Genomic DNA, 17,282 nt, shown 5'->3' on the forward strand with positions numbered 1-17,282 from the left:
ACAGCCTAACCGTGTGAGCTTCTTTACGGTCTAGTCGGCTTTTCAAACAGCCTCTAAGGATCGCGGATTAGGTAAAACTGACATTCTTTTGCAGGCAGGGGCGCACGGCTGTGCGCCCCTACGAGAAATGCCGGAGTTATTAATAGGACTTACGCAAATTCTCGCGAAGCTAGCGCCCCAACCCCAATTCTGGGGGAGCAAGAACTTAAAGTTCCTCAGAATTGGGGGCTTAAAGCCCTTCGGGCATACAAGAAAAGGCGGCGACTGCGTAAGTCCTAATTAAATGCTTGTTTCTAAGCAGCCGTCACTGGGGCCTCATGGTGCAGCCGTTGCAGGCGCTGTCGCCTTACCGCTATCGACATCTACGCCCTCGTTCAAGCGTTCGAGATGCTGTGGGTCTGGTAGCGCATTAATTTCTTCCTGGATACAAAGGCGATCGCATGGAATGGTGTCCGACATAATCGCGCTTGCTATCTTACCGCTATGGATTTCTAGCTGTCCTTCTGGCAATGCCTCAAAGACCAATCGCTGCCCTGGAAACACAACACGCTCAAAATACCAGTTAGAAATATTGGTAATGCGAGCAATTTGAATGTGGCTCGTAGCGTTGACATAGCAGCAAAGAATGGGATTGGTGCTATTCGATGGCAGCGGATCAAAGATTTGAGCCATGAGAAGACCACATTGAAACTATAAGGTGTACGTTGAACGTAACATTCTGCGATCCCACTGGTTGTAAACCCGATTACCAACCAGCTTTTTGACCGGATTTTCTATCTAAGGATACATTTTCAAGTTGTATAGCAGCGCACGACGATCGCGCCCTTCTGCAAAAACAGCGGCGGTAAGCGCACGGCGGTTATCCGTCAATATGCAACACCGTATAACGAAGCTCATCCTGTGGCGGTTTTCTCATCTTTAGATACTTTACTGAAAAAAACTCAATGCAGTAAAAGAAAGTCAGTGGTATCGTAAAGTTATATGAAAATGTTTTCAGAATTTTGCCCTGGCGCTTTGTGCTGCTACCGTCCTAGACGCGCCTTTGAGTTGCTGGATGCGTCAGTGCTTCTGAGAAGACGGCAAAAGCTGAAGCAACATGTGCGTTACGGTTGATGGTTCAAAAATTACCTTGTGATGGATAACCGGATTCTCTACGTTCGCCTTCCCTGCAACCCGATTTTTCCGATTGGAGTGGTCTATCTTGCCGATCACGTCCACAAGCAGTTTCCCAAAGTGGAGCAGCGCATTTTTGACCTGGGAACAGTGCCACCATTAGACTATGCGTCGGCACTCGATACTTGTATTGATGAGTTCAAGCCAAGCTTGCTAGTCTTTTCCTGGAGAGACATTCAGATCTATGCGCCTGTAGGTGGACGAGGCGGCAACCCCTTGCAGCATACGTTCGAGTTTTACTATGCACGCAACCCGTTGGTAAAGCTTCGGGGCGCGATCGGTCTTCTACGGGTAGCACAAGGATATTACGGCGAACTGTGGCGAAATCTGGGCTTAATCAAGCGCGGTATGAAGCGTGCCAAACGGTACAACCCCGCTGTGCGATCGGTAGTCGGTGGCGGAGCCGTCAGCGTGTTTTACGAGCAGCTTGGACGCAGCTTACCCAAAGGCACGATTGTCTCAGTGGGTGAAGGGGAGGCACTGCTGGAGAAGTTGCTCCACGGCAAGAACTTTTTAGATGAGCGCTGTTTTATTGTGGGTGAGACAAAAGCGCGCGATCGCATGATTCACGAAGTGCCCACGCCCATTGAAAAAACCGCCTGCAACTATGACTACATTGAAACCATCTGGTCAGAGTTTGACTATTACCTGCAGGCCCAGGATTTTTACGTCGGGGTGCAAACCAAACGCGGTTGTCCGCACAACTGCTGTTACTGCATCTACACCGTGATCGAAGGTAAGCAAGTACGGATTAATCCCGCCGATGAAGTGGTTGCAGAGATGCGCCAACTGTACGATCGGGGCATGCGAAACTTCTGGTTCACTGACGCTCAGCTCATACCCGCGCGTAAGTATATGGATGACGTGGCAGAGCTTCTGCAAAAGGTGCTGGAGACTGGCATGCAGGATATTCATTGGGCCGCGTATATTCGAGCAGACAACCTCACGCCTGCGCTGTGTAACCTGATGGTGAAGACGGGCATGAATTACTTTGAAATCGGGATTACCAGCGGTTCTCAGGAACTCGTTCGCAAAATGCGGATGGGTTACAACCTGCGCACCGTACTGGAAAACTGCCGCGATCTTAAAGCGGCTGGATTCAACGATGTCGTCTCTGTTAACTACTCCTTTAATGTCATTGACGAGCGACCAGAGACAATCCGTCAGACGATCGCGTACCATCGTGAGTTAGAGCGCATTTTTGGTGCCGATAAAGTGGAACCCGCCATCTTCTTCATTGGGTTGCAGCCGCATACACATCTGGAAACCTATGCGTTTGACCAGAACGTCCTCAAGCCAGGGTATGACCCCATGAATATCACGCCCTGGACAGTTCGCAAGCTGCTCTGGAACCCTGAACCCCTCGGCTCCCTGTTTGGTGAAGTGTGCCTTCAGGCATGGCGACAGAATCCCAACGATTTTGGTCGTGAGGTGATGGCAATCCTGGAGCAACGGTTGGGACGGGCCGATCTCGAATCAGCGCTGACGGCTCCGATCGCCCCACCGACTACACCACTCGCACTCTCTGCTTCTTAAGGAATTGAGGGTGTGCGATCACGTCTGGCAGTATCCAGTACAGTTTCCTGCCAACATCTCCTGTTAACCACCGCTTACGGTCTTTTTGTTCTCATTCATCAACCGTCTCATTTGCAATGCTAGAAGGTTCCATTCTCCAAGAGCTAGGCGCTAGTCACCAACGCAATCATTCCGGTAAGCGACCGCTGAATTTCGGCGTTTACTACAAAAATACGTTGGTGGCCCTGTGTCATGCACTGGAGGATTGCATTCTCACCAGCAGTAGCGAACCGTTGGTCGTCACAGCCTTTCAGCGAGGAAAATGGTATCTGCAAGAAGCCGATCGCTACGCAGATTTGGCAGATCGATCACAGCAGATTGTGATTATGGCGGCACCCGATGCTGGGTTTACCGAGCACCCCACCAGCCAGAGAGAGAATGTTGAAATCGTTAGCCTCGATCTGTCTGATCCTGTGGCACAGGAATGGCATTTGATGATTCTGGCTCCCACCTACGCCGCAATGGTGCTGTGTCAGGAGCTATCTGACGCAGATTACGGGGCACAGGGGCGACCAACCCAGGATTTGGAGCGTAAGTTTTACGGGTTCTGGACGTTTGAGGCCAACCTTGTTCAGGAAACAATCGAGCTGTCGATCGCCCATATCCAGCGCTATAATCCCGCGCTTGCTGCCAAACTCACTGCGCAAATCGAAGCAATTGCAGCTACACAGCCAGAAAAACGAGACGAATTGGGGCTGATCGTGTCGCGGGTGGTGGACTATTTGCAAGAGGGTCAAGCGACCCTGAGCGAATACAGCCAGTCTTACGATGACAAAGCGCTTCATCATGCCCCTTTAGACAACAACCTGGTTTCTAATGAGGTGCAGGCATTTCTTCGCATGGCACAGTTGACTGACCAAGCGGATGCGATTAATCCAACGGCAGCGGCTGAGGTGGCAGCGCTGGCAGAAGCGATCGGGCAACTGCTTGATTTACCTGTGTGGCAACTGCATCGCTTGAAACTGGCAGGGTTGCTCCATCGCCTTGCACCATTACAGGCGGCAGAAACGGCGCTGAGTCCTGGCAATTTTGGACGCTATGCCGATGCCGATGCCGCGACTGTTGCACCGAGTTGTCCTCTCGTACCCGGAGCGCAGGTCTTGCGAACGATGCCTCGTTTGAGGGCGATTGCCACCATCATCACTCACCTGACAGAGTACTGGAATGGCGCTGGACAACCCGCGGGGCTGGCGGGAGACGAAATTCCGCTGGAGTCGAGAATTTTGGCGCTAGCAGCAGAGTTTCAACAACGTCTGGTTGAACGTCGTACCGCTATCACGGATACCCACGAACCTTTGAGCCAAGAGGAATGTATGGCGAAAGCCCTGGCGGAATGCCAACAGCAACAGGGCGATCGTTGGGATCCCAAATTAGTCGATGCCCTGGCACTATTAGTCAGCGGCTTTCAGCAGGGCTTAAATCTATCTGTCAGCGTCCCAAAAATCTCGGCTGGGCTTTGGCTCATCGATTCTCACTATGCTGATAATGTCTTTGGAGCGGCTAGTGAGGCGAAAGCAGCCGATATCAATATCATAGGACTTACGCAGTCGCCCCCTGAATCCCCCAATTCTGGGAGACTTTGAGTGCTTGCTCTCCCTTTCTTGTATGTCCGCTAGGGCTATAAATTGGGGGCTGGGGGGCTAGTTTTACGAGAATTTGCGTAAGTCCTATATTCAGATAAAGAGATAGAGCCAACTTGAGACTCAAAGCATATTCTTTATTCTCCACTTTTTAACTAACTCTAACTAACTCCTTTGCAATGAGCACTAACGCAATTCAGTCTGGCAATCTTAAAAAATTGATGGGCGCTGACTTGGAAGACGAGGATCTGTCCGGTCAGAATCTCCAGGGCGCGAATCTAGCAGGGGCACGCCTGGTTGGTGCGGATCTCAGTCGAGCCAAGCTGTCAGGGGCCGCGTTGGATGGTGCCAATATGGTGGGCTGCAAGCTCATTGCAGCCGATGTACGAGCCAGTTTAGTCGGCGCAAACCTGATGCAGGCAGATTTAACCGAAGCGGATCTACGTGGCAGTAATCTGCGCGGGGCAAACCTGATGCGGGCAAGCCTCAATAAGGCAACGTTCTCTGGAGCTTTTCTCAGCGGTGCGAATTTGATGGGCGTTAACTTACAGGGGGTCGATTTGCGCGGTGCTGATTTGCGTGGTGCCAACCTGAGTGGTGCGAATCTACACGGTGCGAACCTGCATCAGGCCGATCTTCAGGGCGCTCTACTGAATGAAGCGAACCTTGAAGAAGCAGATCTTCAGGGCGCGAATCTGGCTGGGGCGAATTTGTCTGGCGCAAACCTGCTGTGTGCTGAGTTAGAGAATGCCAACCTGGATGGCGTGAACCTAGCAGGTGCTTGCTTGATTGGAACCGTCCTTGATCGCACCGTCAATCGGCTCGATCTACAAATAGCGCTTAAGCAGCCTGAAGAGTTGAAAGTCCCTCTGGAGTAGTTCAAAGTAGAGACTTCTCACCGTTCAGCGCCGTAAGTGAACCGCGTTAAGATTTTTGACCGTTCCTGTAGGATGGTCATTCCTGTAGAATGACCTGATGGCTGCGATCGTCCTGCAAGCATAAAACTGCAATCGCAAAATCGCAAACGCGAAACGAATGAACTTAACCCAACTCAACAGCACCCAACTTAACAGTGCCTTTACGCTCTTTCTCAGTCTGCTGGTAGAAGCAGTGCCTTTTTTGTTGTTGGGAGTGCTATTTTCGGGCTTGCTTCTGTTCTTTGTGGATGAGCGCAAACTCGTCCGCTGGTTGCCCAAAAATCCGTTTCTGGGAGCGTTGACAGGCAGTTGCGTCGGGTTTCTGTTTCCAGTGTGCGAATGTGGCAACGTACCTGTCGCACGACGGTTGCTGATGCAGGGTGCCCCTTCTCCCGTCGCGATCGGCTTCCTCTTAGCCGCACCCACCATTAACCCGATCGTCTTCTGGGCAACGTGGACAGCCTTTCGTGACCAACCAGAGATTGTTTTCATGCGAGTGGGCTTTTCGCTGGCGATCGCCACAATTATTGGCTGGGTCTTCAGCGCACAGGCAGATCTACGTCCACTGTTGCAGCCTGCGGTGGCACGGGCAATTCCTGTAAATGCGTTGAGGGGAGAGGGGAGAGGGGAGAGAGGTAAGGCTAAAATCTCAAGATCACCCCTATTGCAGTCGGGAACGTATTTTTTGGGGCAGTCGTCGAAGCCGTTGCAGATTGATGCGGCAGAGCTACAAGCGAGAATGCTGGGAGCCAATACAGCCGACAAGCCAACCTCTTCTAAACTGTTGCTGCTGTTGGAGAATACGGTACAGGAGCTACGAGAATTGGGCGGCGTACTAATATTGGGCAGCGCGATCGCGGCGATCGTCCAGGTCTTTGTGCCCCGCGATATTATTCTCAATTTGGGTCAAAGTCCAGTGACATCGATTCTTGCCATGATGCTGCTGGCTGCGATCGTCTCGATTTGCTCCACCGTTGATTCGTTCTTCGCCCTGTCCTTCGCTTCTACCTTCACCACAGGTTCGCTGCTGTCATTCCTCGTCTTTGGTCCCATGATCGACCTTAAAGGCATCGGCTTGATGCTGTCGATCTTCAAAGCAAGAGCTGTTTTCTACCTGTTCGCATTGGCAGCATTGCTTACGTTTCTGTTCACCTTGTTTGTGAATTTATATCTTAGTTGAAGCAAGGCTAGCTAGGGCGTGTTTTAAAACCCTCGAAAGCCCCCCACCCCCAATTCTGGGGCTTCCAAACAGGCTTCAAAGTCCCCCAAGATTGGGGGATTTAGGGGGTAGAAGCTTCAGCAACGAAGCGATTAGGAGTTTTACAACACAGCCTAGAAATCATGGCTTTCCTTTACCGTCGAACTATACTCATCTGGACGTTATTCAGTGCAATTCACCTCAGTTTATTTGGGATTGCCTGGTTTATGCTCTCGCCTTTCTCTTTCAATAGAATGATGATCATTTACCTGACTCTGCAAGTGGTTCCATCTATCCTTTATCGGCTTGAATTACCGACCTTGGACCCTCTTACTGGCTCTAGAATTCCTGTTTCTACTCCTCTTGGTTTGGCTTTGACCGTCATTTTTTGGAGTATCTTCTACTGGCTAATTGCTTCATCTCTCAGTCGAGTTTGGAAATTCTGGCGTTTGAGATAAACCTAAATTTTCAATCCTCATCCCTTAGCCCTCATTACTTTATCCTTCATCCTTTTCCTACCCATGCCTCGTCTCCTTCGCACCCTTTCCCCTTGGCTGGATGTACTGGCGATCGCCGCCTGGGGTGTTTTATTCATCAAATACTGGTTGACTGGCAAGCTGAATCTGCTGATTCATCCTAACTATACAGGGCTGACCGTTGTTTCAGGCGTGATTTTGCTGCTGGTGAGTGGCATCAAAGCAATTCTGTTGGTCAAGCAGATGCGACGATCGGTGCGGGGAGGAGCAACGGAACGCCATCTGACCCTCTTTCCGCCCGGTTGGAGTACTGCACTGCTGCTGGGGACTGCGATTTTGGGACTGCTAATTTCGCCGCGTGCTTTTGCCAGTCAAACGGCGATCGATCGTGGCGTGAATGATACCGTCACCCTCACGCGCATTAAACCCCAAGCATTTCGAGCCACCACAAACAGCGAAGATAAGACTCTAGTAGATTGGGTACGAACGCTGGCGGTTTACCCTGAACCCGATGCCTATGCCGGACAGAAAGCAAAAGTGCAGGGCTTCGTGGTGTATCCCAAAGATTTGCCTCAGGATTACCTGTTGCTCTCGCGGTTTGTGATTACCTGCTGTGCCGCCGATGCTTATCCCATCAGTCTGCCCGTCAAGCTGACTCAAAGCCGCGATGCATACAAGCCAGATACCTGGTTTGAAATTGAGGGCCAGATGATGACAGCAACCCTGACTGGTAAGCGCCAGTTGACGATCGTCGCCAAAACGCTGAGACCCATTTCAGAGCCGAAAAATCCTTATGACTATTAGGGGGATGCGGGTAGAAGGCAGAAGGTAGAGGGCGGGAGTCAGGAGTCAGGAGTCAGAAGTCAGGAGTCGGGGCAAAAAAGGCTGTGTTAGGTAAACTTTGTGGAACCAGATGTCATCACGCAATATGCTCATGAGCATATTCCTATTACCAAGCACATGGGCATAAGGGCTTTGTCAGTAGATGAGGTGCAAATTTCTCTCCTTGCGCCCTATGCACCTAATATTAATCACCGGGAAACGATCTTTGGCGGCAGTATTTCGAGCCTGGGCATTTTGACGGGTTGGGCGTTGTTGTGGGCAAAGCTTCAGGCAGCAGAAATACCAAATCGTTTGGTGATTCAATCTAGCAGTACCGACTTTATTAAACCCGCAACAGACGCGATCGTAGCCTGCTGTCAGTGCGATCGCGATCGATGGCACACCTTCTACACCACCCTGAAACGACACGGTAAAGCCAGAATCACACTCAACGTTGAAACCCACTGTGCAGAAATCCTTGTTGCAACCCACATCGGGCAATACGTTGCAATTAGAACTTGAGCAGAGAGCGAGGGCAGCGGAGGAAGCTAGGGGAGAGGGGGAAGCGGAGAAAGCAGAAGTTTTGAGTTTAGCCTTTAGCTTTCTGACTCCTGGCTTCTGATACCGATTTAAAGAATGACGGCTACAGATCAATCGGTGGGTAGGGGCAAGGCAATGCCTTGCCCCTACAGGATGTGTCGCATTTTCAATTCAAATTGGTATGACTCCTGGCTTCTTGCTTCCGACTTCTCCATCCTTCCGCCCTTTACCTCTTTGCCCCTAACGCTCCCCCTGCTCCCTCTGCCCCTTCTGCTCCCTTTCTCTCCTATTCATGCTTTACTAATCCCTTGACTACACGTTCTCGTTGCCCTCTACACGCTCCATCATGACTTCTACCCTCAACCAACAAATCCAGCAGTTTTACGATGCCTCCTCTGGTCTGTGGGAGCAGATTTGGGGCGAACACATGCATCATGGCTACTACGGTGCGGATGGTCGTCAGCAAAAAGAGCGGCGGCAGGCGCAAATTGACTTGATTGAAGAACTGCTGCAATGGGCACAGGTTGAGCAGGCAAAAAGTATCTTGGATGTGGGTTGTGGCGTTGGTGGTAGTTCGCTCTATCTTGCAGAGAAGTTTAACGCCAACGTGACAGGCATTACGCTGAGTCCCGTACAGGTAGGACGGGCAACCGATCGCGCCAGAAACGCAGGCATGGCAGGAGGGACAGGCGCGATCGCGCAGTTCCAGGTTGCCGATGCGCTGAACATGCCCTTTGCTGATCAGTCCTTTGACTTCATCTGGTCGCTCGAAAGCGGCGAACATATGCCCGATAAAGCGAAGTTCATGCAGGAGTGCTACCGAGTGCTAAAGCCGGGCGGCACGTTTTTGATGGTGACGTGGTGCCATCGCCCCATCGATCGCGAGCCGTTAACAGCCAATGAGCAAAAGCATCTCGCCGATATCTACCGCGTGTACTGCCTGCCCTACGTCCTGTCGCTGCCAGAGTATGAGTCGATCGCCCACTCGCTCCACTTCCAGCAAATTCGCACGGCTGACTGGTCTGCGGCTGTAGCCCCCTTCTGGAATGTGGTGATTGACTCGGCATTCAACGTTGAGGCAATCGTCGGTCTCATCACCTCCGGTTGGACAACGATTCAAGCTGCGCTTTCTCTCGGTCTTATGCAGCGAGGCTACCAGAGTGGGCTAGTCCGGTTTGGCTTGCTGTCGGCAACGCGGCCATAGCTTTGCTAACGTTTCATCAATTTATGAAGAGTGGGCAGACAGTGCGATCGTCTTGCTGAGCGACTCGATCGCGGTGAGAAAAATAGAGAGTGTTTTTATTAGGAACCTCCTATGAAATGGCTGCTTGCGTTTGGGCTTAGTTTGGCGATCGTATGCCTTCAATTGGTACTATCCCCCCCGCTACACTCAGCGCCATCTGGCTGTGATGCCGCCTATCCCGGTGTTTGCATTCCGTCTCTACCACCAGACCTCGACTGCAAAGACATCACCTTCAAAAATTTTCGCGTCCTGTCTCCTGATCCGCATCGCTTCGATGGCGACAAAGATGGCATTGGTTGCGAATCCAAACGCTAACCAGCTTCTACACCAATTTTCTACCAAAGGCAGACTTCTGAACTTGCAAGTGCGATTACCGTAGCAAATGAAGCGCTAAAACATTTGCATGGACATTCAGACACCAGATTGGGTCAAGCACGCCGTTTTCTACCAAATTTTTCCTGATCGCTTCGCCCGTAGCCAGCAACCTCGCAAGCGACTGTTGAAAAATGCTCGTTGGGAAGACTGGAATGCCATGCCCACCCTTCAAGGCTACAAAGGCGGCGACCTGTGGGGCGTGATGGAAAAGTTGGATTATTTGCAAGATTTAGGCATCACTGCCATCTATTTCACGCCAATCTTTCAGTCTGCCAGCAACCATCGCTACCACACGCACGACTACTACCAGGTTGATCCTATGCTGGGGGGGAATCCAGCCTTCAAAGATCTACTGGATGAGGCGCATCGACGTGGAATGAAAGTAGTTCTGGATGGGGTCTTTAACCATGCCAGTCGGGGATTGTTTTTCTTTCATGACATTTTAGAAAACGGGCCTCATTCGCCCTGGGTTAACTGGTTTAAGATTCACGGCTGGCCTCTCGCACCTTACACAGGCGACTTTCCCGCAAACTACGAAGGCTGGGCTAACAACCGGGCACTACCGGAGTTTAACCACGACAACCCCGAAGTGCGCGAGTATTTGATGGAAATAGCCGAGTATTGGATTAAGTTCGGCATCGACGGTTGGCGGTTAGACGTACCGTTTGAGATTAGAACGCCTGGCTTCTGGCAAGAGTTTCGCGATCGCGTCAAAGCGGCTAATCCTGAAGCCTACATTGTGGGTGAAGTGTGGGGCGATTCGCGCGAATGGCTTGACGGCAACCAATTTGATGGCGTGATGAATTACCTGTTTGCAGGCCCCACGATCGCGTTTGCCGCAGGCGATCGTGTTGACATGGAGCAGGTACAGGGGCGTGACTACCAACCCTTTCCGCCACTCTTCGCGAGAGAGTATGGCGAAAAAATGCAGGCGCTTCTAGAACTTTATCCCTGGGAGATTCAATTAACCCAACTGAACCTGCTCGCCAGCCACGACACCGCTCGATTGATCACCATTGCTGGGAGCGATCGCGCCAGCGTTGAACTGGCAACCCTGCTCCTGCTCACCTTCCCTGGTGCCCCTAGCATTTACTATGGCGACGAAGTGGGGCTACCAGGCGCGATCGACCCTGATTCGCGTCGTGGCTTTCCCCTGGAGACCGATTGGGACACCGAAATCTGGGAATACCACCGTCAGCTCATTGCGCTGCGCCATGCCCATCCCGCTTTACGAACAGGCGATTATCGCGTGCTGTATGCAGAAGGCACAGTTTATGTTTTTGCACGGACTTTGGAGGCAGAGACGATCGTCATTGCCGTTAATATTGGCAACGCCACAGGTAAAGCCAGCATTGTGCAAGAAACCGCTGCACTGGAGCGATTACCTGAGACAATCATCTTTGGATCGGGGCAATTAACCCCCAACACGAGTGAAGAATCAAAAGGGTTACTCCTGGAGTTACCACCCCGTAGCGGTTGCATTCTGCTTTAACCTCATCTCACCATCCTCTCAGCGAGCCATTAGCCCATGCCGTCATCACCAAGAAAAATCCTCGTTGTCCTCAATGGCAAAGGAGGCGTTGGTAAGACGACAACCGCAATCAACCTGGCTGCTGCGTTTGCCGAAACCGATCGCGTCCTTCTAGTGGATGCCGATCCGCAAGGGTCTGCAACCTGGTGGGCGGGACGAGGCGATCGACCCATGCACTTTGATCTCAAGCAAGAAACTAATCCAGAGCAACTTGCAGCCCTGCGACATGGCGAAAACCATCCTGGAGAAGACTATGCGATCGTCGTCGTTGATACGCCACCTGCCCTGGCTTCAGAGGTGCTGACAGCCATCATTCCGATCGCCGATTACATCATCTTGCCAACGCCGCCGGCCCCGATGGATTTAATGGCTCTCATTGAAACCGTTCGATCCACCGTCACCTCCAAAGGCATCGCCCATCGAGTGTTGCTCACGCGCGTCGATCCTCGCAGCCTGAATGAGGCCGTAGAAGCACAAAACACGTTAAGGGAATTAGGCATTCCCGCTTGTAGTGCCTTCATTCGCGCCTACAAAGCCCACGAACGAGCAGCACTAGAGGGATTGCCTATCATGCAAATGTACGGCAACAACGCACGCGAAGCAGAAGCTGATTACCGATCGGTGGTTGAGGAAATTCGGCGCGATTGGGAGGGGTAGGGAGTTTTGAGTTTAGGACTTACGCAAAAGCGGTCATCTTTCGCCCCCTAGCCCCCAACTTTGGGGGAACCGTCTCAATCAAAGCCCCCAAGATTGGGGGTTTGGGGGCAAATGCGTAAGTCCTAGAGTTTTGAATTTCGAGTTTGAGTTCAACAGTAACCTTCTGCCGTCTGCCAGCCTCTAACAACCAACAACTTTTCTTGAATGCCCAACGGGCTATACAACCAACAACTTCTTCTGCCACCTGCCTAAATTTTGCCGTGCTGGTTTGTTCCTAAATGGCAGTATGGTTTGTAGAGATACTTAAACAGGAATCCACACATAGCGTTACCTGAACAGGTATCGATTAGAGTATTAGTACGATGCATTGGGAGCGGAGAACGCATGGCTAGGAGACGATTGTCAGATTTATTGCGTGAGGAAGCAAACAAACCCTCAGATGAGGCAGCGAAAGAAGCTAAACCCTCAGATGAGGCAGCGAAAGAGCCGATCGCACCAAAAGCAGCTCCAGCAAAAGCAACGACCGCTGCCAAGAGTCGATCGACCAAGCAAACTGCGGCTCCAGCAGACACTAAAACAATGACTACAACACCACAGGACGACAGCTTGCAACAGCAAATTGCTGACTTAACGGCCGCGTTGGATGCTCAAACAGCAACCGCTAAACAATTGCAGACCGAACTGGATCAAATGCACGGACTGAAGACTGAGCTAGAGCAAGTTCGTAAAGAAATGCATGAGCTTACAGAAGCCAATGCGAAACTCACCAAAGAACTGAAAGCGGCACAACCCAAAAGCACAGAAACAAGCGCGCTTGCAACTACGAAGGCGAGCTCACCCAAAGAGTTGAAGCTAGCGCCCCCTCCGCCCTCCGCTGCACCCGAAGACCCCCTTAAGGCCTTTAACCGGGATGTTGGCTGGTTTGATTAAGCCTTGAACGATCGCGATCGCAACCGCTAATCTTCAGTTCTTTGACAGAAACCCTTTCTGCCAAAGACTCGCTTGATTTACATGGATGGTCATCGGTATGACAGACGAAAAACGACTTCAAACGCTGGCAGTAGATATTGGCGGCAGTGGCATCAAGGTGATGGTGCTGGATGAGAACGGTAAGCCTCTGACAGAACGCGATCGCGTAGAAACCCCTCACCCCGCTAAACCAGAACCCGTCATTGCTGCCGTTGTTGGGTTAGCAAAGGGAAAAGCATTCGATCGTGTCTCTGTTGGGTTTCCAGGCGTTGTCAAAGCGGGTGTCACCAAAACCGCTGTGAACCTTGACCCCGATTGGCTCAATGTTGACCTGGCAGACGTTCTCTCTCAGCAGTTAGGCACGCCTGTCCGGGTGATTAATGATGCGGATATGCAAGGGTTAGGAGCCATTGAGGGTCAAGGCGTTGAATTGGTCATCACCTTAGGCACGGGCGTAGGGGGTGCACTTTTTCTCGATGGCAAATTAGTGCCAAATTTGGAGCCAGGGCACCACGAATTTCGGAAAGGCGATACCTATGAACAACAGTTGGGTAACGCGGCCCTGGAAGACATTGGCAAAAGGAAGTGGAACGATCGCCTGAGCAAAGCGATCGCCTCTTTAGAGCATCTGTTCAACTACGACACTCTTTACATTGGCGGCGGCAACGCTAAATGCGTCACCCTCGATCTGCCTCAAAACGCCAAGATTGTGCCTAACGTTACAGGGCTACTAGGCGGCATTGCCCTTTGGCGAGAAGAAAAGTCGTAAGGGGAGTTAGGAGTCAGGAGCTAGAATCACCTTAGAACTCAAAACTCTCCCCTACCCCCTCTGCCTCCCTGCCCCTCTGCTCCTTCATCCAACGCCCTAGTTACTGAACAACAGACAGGTTAAGATTAACGATGTACCGCCTGGAGAGGTGGCAGAGTGGTCGAATGCACTCGACTTGAAATCGAGCATCGCGAAAGCGATCGGGGGTTCGAATCCCCCCCTCTCCGTTTTTAGGCTTCTAGAGTTGAATCGCTATTCCTGGTTCCAAGTTGTTACGACTAATGAACTTGAGTGGCTTTGAGCATGTGATAGGCGATCAACAGTTGGGTGATCGCCAGGGGGTAGCTCTTGAGTGTTTCGCCCGTTGTACCAATCACAGAGCCTAATTCTAGATTGCTGATGTGATTGCACGCCTCAAGCAAGTTGGGAATGTCATTACAAATAAACTGTTCCAGTCGCGTGACCTGACCGCTGGTAGCATGGCCGTCAACTTCCAGCACATCAACGGGTTTTCCCATATCGCGATCGAGGCCCAGACGAATCGCAGAGTCTGGGTTAGAAGCATTCGTGGTGACAACCTGAGTTAAATCGGGGTGGGGAATATTTGGTCTCAAGACAAGACGGACGTTAAGGTGCCCACCGTTTGAGCCACCATTATCAGGCTCAGGATAGAAACTGACGACCAGATCTGCCCACTGCCGCTGAGGACGAATGTAAGCGTCAGAATCGGGTTCGCGTTTCACCATTTCTGCACGCACTTGCTCTTCTGTGTAGCCGCGCTTTTGGGTGTCTCGCTTGATCTTCCACTGCGTCCTCAATTCTTCCGGTGGAGCAAGGTAAACCTTGACATCGTATGCATTGCGGGCACCGCGCGTAGAGTAGCCGAGTAACCCTTCAACGATCACAAACTTACTAGGCTTAATATACTCTGGCGGGTCAAAATTTCCCGTTGTGTGGTTGTAGATGGGTTTAAGAATCGGTTGCCCGGTACGGAGTTGGGAGAGGTGCTGCTGCATGATATCCAGATAGTTGCAGTCTGGATGTAGCGCCGTAATGCCAAGCTCAGCACGCTGTGTGCGATCGTAGCGATGATAGTCATCGGTACAAATCACAGTCACATTTTCAGGACCTAGAAATTGCGCGATGCCCTTTGTGAGGGTGGTTTTACCAGCGGCACTGTCACCAACGATGCCAAGAATGATGGGGCGATCGGACATGATTCCTCCAGGGCGAGCCGCCTAATACGGATTTTACGAATTTGGCTTATTTTAAGGAAGTAGCAACGGAGACGCAATCAAATTCGTAGAGATAGCCGCTCCTTTCAGTACAATAATCCCCAGGCTTAACCCAAGTACAACCGTCCAACAACTGTAATCAGTTGCGTTTAAACGAGAGCTAAAAATTTAACTGCTCAAGCTTTCCTCTATTATCAGTAATGCTGCGCCTCTAGAATCTTTATTAAGAATTGTTCTGTACTGCTGTACGTTTACGTTAGACGCAGCAGCTTAGACAGCCTTTTTAAGTCATGGTTAGCCTCTAGCAAGGGCTAGAGATGCACGCTGCACTCAACATCCCATCGCACTTACGGAATCCCTATGAAACTTTCTGTTTTCCATACCCCTGAATTAACGCCAGCGACAATGGTTGCTGACTGCGCGATCGCCGTCGATGTGCTGCGCGCCACGAGCACGATCGCCACCGCTCTAGGGTCTGGAGCAGAAGCAGTACAAGCCTTTAGCGATTTAGACAAGCTGATAGCCGTGAGCGAAACCTGGGCACCTAACAAGCGGATTCGGGCGGGGGAACGAGGCGGATCGCAGGTTGAAGGCTTTGATTTTGGTAACTCGCCCCTCGACTGTACGCCAGAGCGCGTGGGTGGTCGTCGTTTGTTTATCAGCACGACCAATGGTACGCGAGCACTTCAATGCATCGAGGCAGCTCCCACCGTTCTGGCTGCCGCCCTCATTAACCGTGGTGCCGTCGTTCAGCATCTTCTCCAGCACAAACCTGAAACCATCTGGATTGTTGGGTCTGGATGGGAAGGCAGCTTTTCGCTCGAAGATACCGTTTGTGCAGGCGCGATCGCCCACGGACTACAACAGGAACTCGGCTGTTCGCTGGATGATCTGGCGGGCAACGATGAAGCGATCGCCGCCGTCAGCCTTTACTGTCATTGGCAAGACGATTTGCTGGGACTGTTTCATCACGCCAGCCACGGCAAGCGGTTACTGCGTCTCGGCATCACCGAAGACCTGACGTATTGCTCACAGCTTGATACGTTAGATGTTCTCCCTATCCAGCGCGAACCAGGCGTGCTAGTCAGGCAAGCCTAGCAGAAGGCGGAAGAAGTTGGTGGTGGTTAGAAAAAAACTGACCGCTGACTGCTGACTGCTGAAAGCTAATCAGATCATCGATCGATAGCGGTAGCCATCCAACAAGGTGAATTTATCGTCTTCCCACAGGCATTCCAGTTGCCAAAACTGACCAGGCTTTGGTTCTGGCAAAAAGCCTGATACCTTAACTGAAAATGGCTTTTCAGTCGAATTCGCTTGATTGCGGTGAAGCCGTATTAACTGCGTTGAGCCTTTCGTTGCGACTAATTGCCCATCAATACTAAACACGCCCAGTTCGGTTGACGGGGTCGCTGGCTCAAAAGACTTTAACCAGAACGTCGTGCCGCTCCGGGTGGATTTGGGATACAAACCCCAATAGCCTGTTAACGGTAGCTCCTGCGTGTACAGCCAACGTTGTAACCGATCGCTGCAACCAGTAATGGTGAGCGGTTGGTCATTCACTAACAAGGAGTATGGCTCCTGCGCTGTGGTCAACGTGCCAGCTAAAAAGCCAAACGCCTGGTACTCAAAGCCTTGCGGCGGTGGCAAAGAAGGCATCTGGGTTGAACGCTGCGTGGATGGGTGGCTACGCTTGGGGACGGATGAATTTGGCACGGGTCAATCACGAAAAGGGTCACTGGCTACAGTGGCAGACTCAATCTATCGAGCCTACCAACACTCTCTAATCTAGGTGACTGGCAGGCACGATCGCCCGTACTTTGCCCGAAATCTACCTGAAGACCGAATGTTAGTATACGCCGAGAAGGACAGCAGCGAACGCCGCAAACACACGGATATAGTCTTGCTTGCATCGCCGCCGCGCCAAGGGCGCTAACTCAGCTTAGAACTTTGTACAGCGTGTTGGTGTGATCGTGCCAAGCAGTGCGCTAGAAAAGATGATTTTACGCATCGCTGTCACGGCGTTGGGGTAAGGCACGGCTTCTGCGGACGGGCGATCGATGCTTATACCAGTTCTCAGTTTTAAGTTTTGAGTTTTGAGTTGCAGAACCTGCATAGCGTCGCTGATTGGAGCGCATCATCTGTAGCTCAACTAAAGGGAAATGGTATTACCCCTCTTTTGTTACTACGGTGGAGGAGAAGAAATTCAAGTCCCATCAAGCTGC

At 51.5% G+C, this 17,282-nt stretch carries 17 protein-coding genes and 1 tRNA gene; 14 read left to right on the forward strand and 4 right to left on the reverse strand.

Going from position 1 to position 17,282, the window contains the following annotated elements:
- Positions 1-315: 315 nt before the first annotated feature.
- Positions 316-672, reverse strand: a complete 357-nt coding sequence (locus tag AC5JLP_RS31040; protein WP_496071726.1) for a DUF1830 domain-containing protein — start codon at positions 670-672, stop codon at positions 316-318.
- Positions 673-1,134: 462 nt separating this feature from the next.
- On the opposite strand from AC5JLP_RS31040, the gene AC5JLP_RS31045 reads away from it, so the two are divergent.
- The 13 genes from AC5JLP_RS31045 to AC5JLP_RS31105 all read left to right on the forward strand — a co-directional run bounded on the left by AC5JLP_RS31045 (position 1,135) and on the right by AC5JLP_RS31105 (position 14,052).
- On the forward strand, positions 1,135-2,709 hold the full coding sequence (locus AC5JLP_RS31045; RefSeq protein WP_496071727.1) for a photosystem II high light acclimation radical SAM protein: 1,575 nt from the start codon (positions 1,135-1,137) through the stop codon (positions 2,707-2,709).
- 116 nt (positions 2,710-2,825) lie between these two features.
- Positions 2,826-4,331 carry a DICT sensory domain-containing protein gene (locus tag AC5JLP_RS31050; RefSeq protein WP_496071728.1) on the forward strand — a complete coding sequence of 502 codons (1,506 nt, stop codon included), beginning with the start codon at positions 2,826-2,828 and terminating at the stop codon, positions 4,329-4,331.
- A 176-nt stretch (positions 4,332-4,507) separates the two neighbouring features.
- The gene (locus AC5JLP_RS31055) at positions 4,508-5,206 is read left to right on the forward strand and encodes a pentapeptide repeat-containing protein (protein WP_496071729.1); all 699 of its coding nucleotides are present in this window, start codon (positions 4,508-4,510) and stop codon (positions 5,204-5,206) included.
- A gap of 157 nt (positions 5,207-5,363) precedes the next feature.
- Positions 5,364-6,425, forward strand: coding sequence for a permease (locus AC5JLP_RS31060; protein ID WP_496071730.1), 1,062 nt, complete (start codon positions 5,364-5,366; stop codon positions 6,423-6,425).
- A gap of 539 nt (positions 6,426-6,964) precedes the next feature.
- The gene (locus AC5JLP_RS31065) at positions 6,965-7,723 is read left to right on the forward strand and encodes a TIGR03943 family putative permease subunit (RefSeq protein WP_496071731.1); all 759 of its coding nucleotides are present in this window, start codon (positions 6,965-6,967) and stop codon (positions 7,721-7,723) included.
- Between the two features lie 99 nt (positions 7,724-7,822).
- Complete coding sequence (locus tag AC5JLP_RS31070) at positions 7,823-8,263, forward strand: YiiD C-terminal domain-containing protein (RefSeq protein ID WP_496071732.1); 441 nt, start codon at positions 7,823-7,825, stop codon at positions 8,261-8,263.
- Between the two features lie 364 nt (positions 8,264-8,627).
- Positions 8,628-9,485 (forward strand): methyltransferase domain-containing protein, encoded by an 858-nt coding sequence (locus tag AC5JLP_RS31075; RefSeq protein WP_496071733.1) that lies wholly within the window; start codon positions 8,628-8,630, stop codon positions 9,483-9,485.
- Between the two features lie 111 nt (positions 9,486-9,596).
- On the forward strand, positions 9,597-9,839 hold the full coding sequence (locus tag AC5JLP_RS31080; RefSeq protein WP_496071734.1) for an excalibur calcium-binding domain-containing protein: 243 nt from the start codon (positions 9,597-9,599) through the stop codon (positions 9,837-9,839).
- A gap of 88 nt (positions 9,840-9,927) precedes the next feature.
- Positions 9,928-11,391, forward strand: coding sequence for a glycoside hydrolase family 13 protein (locus tag AC5JLP_RS31085; RefSeq protein WP_496071735.1), 1,464 nt, complete (start codon positions 9,928-9,930; stop codon positions 11,389-11,391).
- A 36-nt stretch (positions 11,392-11,427) separates the two neighbouring features.
- Positions 11,428-12,087, forward strand: a complete 660-nt coding sequence (locus tag AC5JLP_RS31090) for a ParA family protein (RefSeq protein WP_496071736.1) — start codon at positions 11,428-11,430, stop codon at positions 12,085-12,087.
- Between the two features lie 384 nt (positions 12,088-12,471).
- A complete protein-coding gene (locus AC5JLP_RS31095; protein WP_496071737.1) occupies positions 12,472-13,017 on the forward strand; it encodes a hypothetical protein in 546 nt (181 codons plus the stop codon).
- Between the two features lie 97 nt (positions 13,018-13,114).
- Positions 13,115-13,825 carry an ROK family protein gene (locus AC5JLP_RS31100; protein WP_496071738.1) on the forward strand — a complete coding sequence of 237 codons (711 nt, stop codon included), beginning with the start codon at positions 13,115-13,117 and terminating at the stop codon, positions 13,823-13,825.
- 142 nt (positions 13,826-13,967) lie between these two features.
- Positions 13,968-14,052, forward strand: a tRNA-Ser gene (locus tag AC5JLP_RS31105).
- A 51-nt stretch (positions 14,053-14,103) separates the two neighbouring features.
- Here the strand turns inward: AC5JLP_RS31105 and AC5JLP_RS31110 are convergent.
- Complete coding sequence (locus AC5JLP_RS31110) at positions 14,104-15,042, reverse strand: phosphoribulokinase (protein ID WP_496071739.1); 939 nt, start codon at positions 15,040-15,042, stop codon at positions 14,104-14,106.
- 378 nt (positions 15,043-15,420) lie between these two features.
- Here AC5JLP_RS31110 and AC5JLP_RS31115 point away from each other — a divergent pair, with 378 nt between their 5' ends.
- A complete protein-coding gene (locus tag AC5JLP_RS31115; protein ID WP_496071740.1) occupies positions 15,421-16,158 on the forward strand; it encodes a 2-phosphosulfolactate phosphatase family protein in 738 nt (245 codons plus the stop codon).
- A gap of 69 nt (positions 16,159-16,227) precedes the next feature.
- Here AC5JLP_RS31115 and AC5JLP_RS31120 read toward each other — a convergent pair whose 3' ends face one another.
- The gene (locus AC5JLP_RS31120; protein ID WP_496071741.1) at positions 16,228-16,716 is read right to left on the reverse strand and encodes a heterocyst master regulator PatR; all 489 of its coding nucleotides are present in this window, start codon (positions 16,714-16,716) and stop codon (positions 16,228-16,230) included.
- A gap of 344 nt (positions 16,717-17,060) precedes the next feature.
- Positions 17,061-17,198: a hypothetical protein gene (locus tag AC5JLP_RS31125; RefSeq protein ID WP_496071742.1), complete on the reverse strand. Its 138-nt coding sequence runs from the start codon at positions 17,196-17,198 to the stop codon at positions 17,061-17,063.
- Positions 17,199-17,282 lie beyond the last annotated feature (84 nt).

This window comes from Stenomitos rutilans, assembly GCF_059505485.1.

Excerpts from the sequence above, each read along its gene's own strand:
- AC5JLP_RS31040 (WP_496071726.1), bottom strand. The coding sequence starts at position 672 with ATGGCTCAAATCTTTGATCCGCTGCCATCGAATAGCACCAATCCCATT.
- AC5JLP_RS31045 (WP_496071727.1), top strand. The coding sequence starts at position 1,135 with ATGGATAACCGGATTCTCTACGTTCGCCTTCCCTGCAACCCGATTTTT.
- AC5JLP_RS31050 (WP_496071728.1), top strand. The coding sequence starts at position 2,826 with ATGCTAGAAGGTTCCATTCTCCAAGAGCTAGGCGCTAGTCACCAACGC.
- AC5JLP_RS31055 (WP_496071729.1), top strand. The coding sequence starts at position 4,508 with ATGAGCACTAACGCAATTCAGTCTGGCAATCTTAAAAAATTGATGGGC.
- AC5JLP_RS31060 (WP_496071730.1), top strand. The coding sequence starts at position 5,364 with ATGAACTTAACCCAACTCAACAGCACCCAACTTAACAGTGCCTTTACG.
- AC5JLP_RS31065 (WP_496071731.1), top strand. The coding sequence starts at position 6,965 with ATGCCTCGTCTCCTTCGCACCCTTTCCCCTTGGCTGGATGTACTGGCG.
- AC5JLP_RS31075 (WP_496071733.1), top strand. The coding sequence starts at position 8,628 with ATGACTTCTACCCTCAACCAACAAATCCAGCAGTTTTACGATGCCTCC.
- AC5JLP_RS31080 (WP_496071734.1), top strand. The coding sequence starts at position 9,597 with ATGAAATGGCTGCTTGCGTTTGGGCTTAGTTTGGCGATCGTATGCCTT.
- AC5JLP_RS31085 (WP_496071735.1), top strand. The coding sequence starts at position 9,928 with ATGGACATTCAGACACCAGATTGGGTCAAGCACGCCGTTTTCTACCAA.
- AC5JLP_RS31090 (WP_496071736.1), top strand. The coding sequence starts at position 11,428 with ATGCCGTCATCACCAAGAAAAATCCTCGTTGTCCTCAATGGCAAAGGA.
- AC5JLP_RS31095 (WP_496071737.1), top strand. The coding sequence starts at position 12,472 with ATGGCTAGGAGACGATTGTCAGATTTATTGCGTGAGGAAGCAAACAAA.
- AC5JLP_RS31100 (WP_496071738.1), top strand. The coding sequence starts at position 13,115 with ATGACAGACGAAAAACGACTTCAAACGCTGGCAGTAGATATTGGCGGC.
- AC5JLP_RS31110 (WP_496071739.1), bottom strand. The coding sequence starts at position 15,042 with ATGTCCGATCGCCCCATCATTCTTGGCATCGTTGGTGACAGTGCCGCT.
- AC5JLP_RS31115 (WP_496071740.1), top strand. The coding sequence starts at position 15,421 with ATGAAACTTTCTGTTTTCCATACCCCTGAATTAACGCCAGCGACAATG.
- AC5JLP_RS31120 (WP_496071741.1), bottom strand. The coding sequence starts at position 16,716 with ATGCCTTCTTTGCCACCGCCGCAAGGCTTTGAGTACCAGGCGTTTGGC.
- AC5JLP_RS31125 (WP_496071742.1), bottom strand. The coding sequence starts at position 17,198 with ATGATGCGCTCCAATCAGCGACGCTATGCAGGTTCTGCAACTCAAAAC.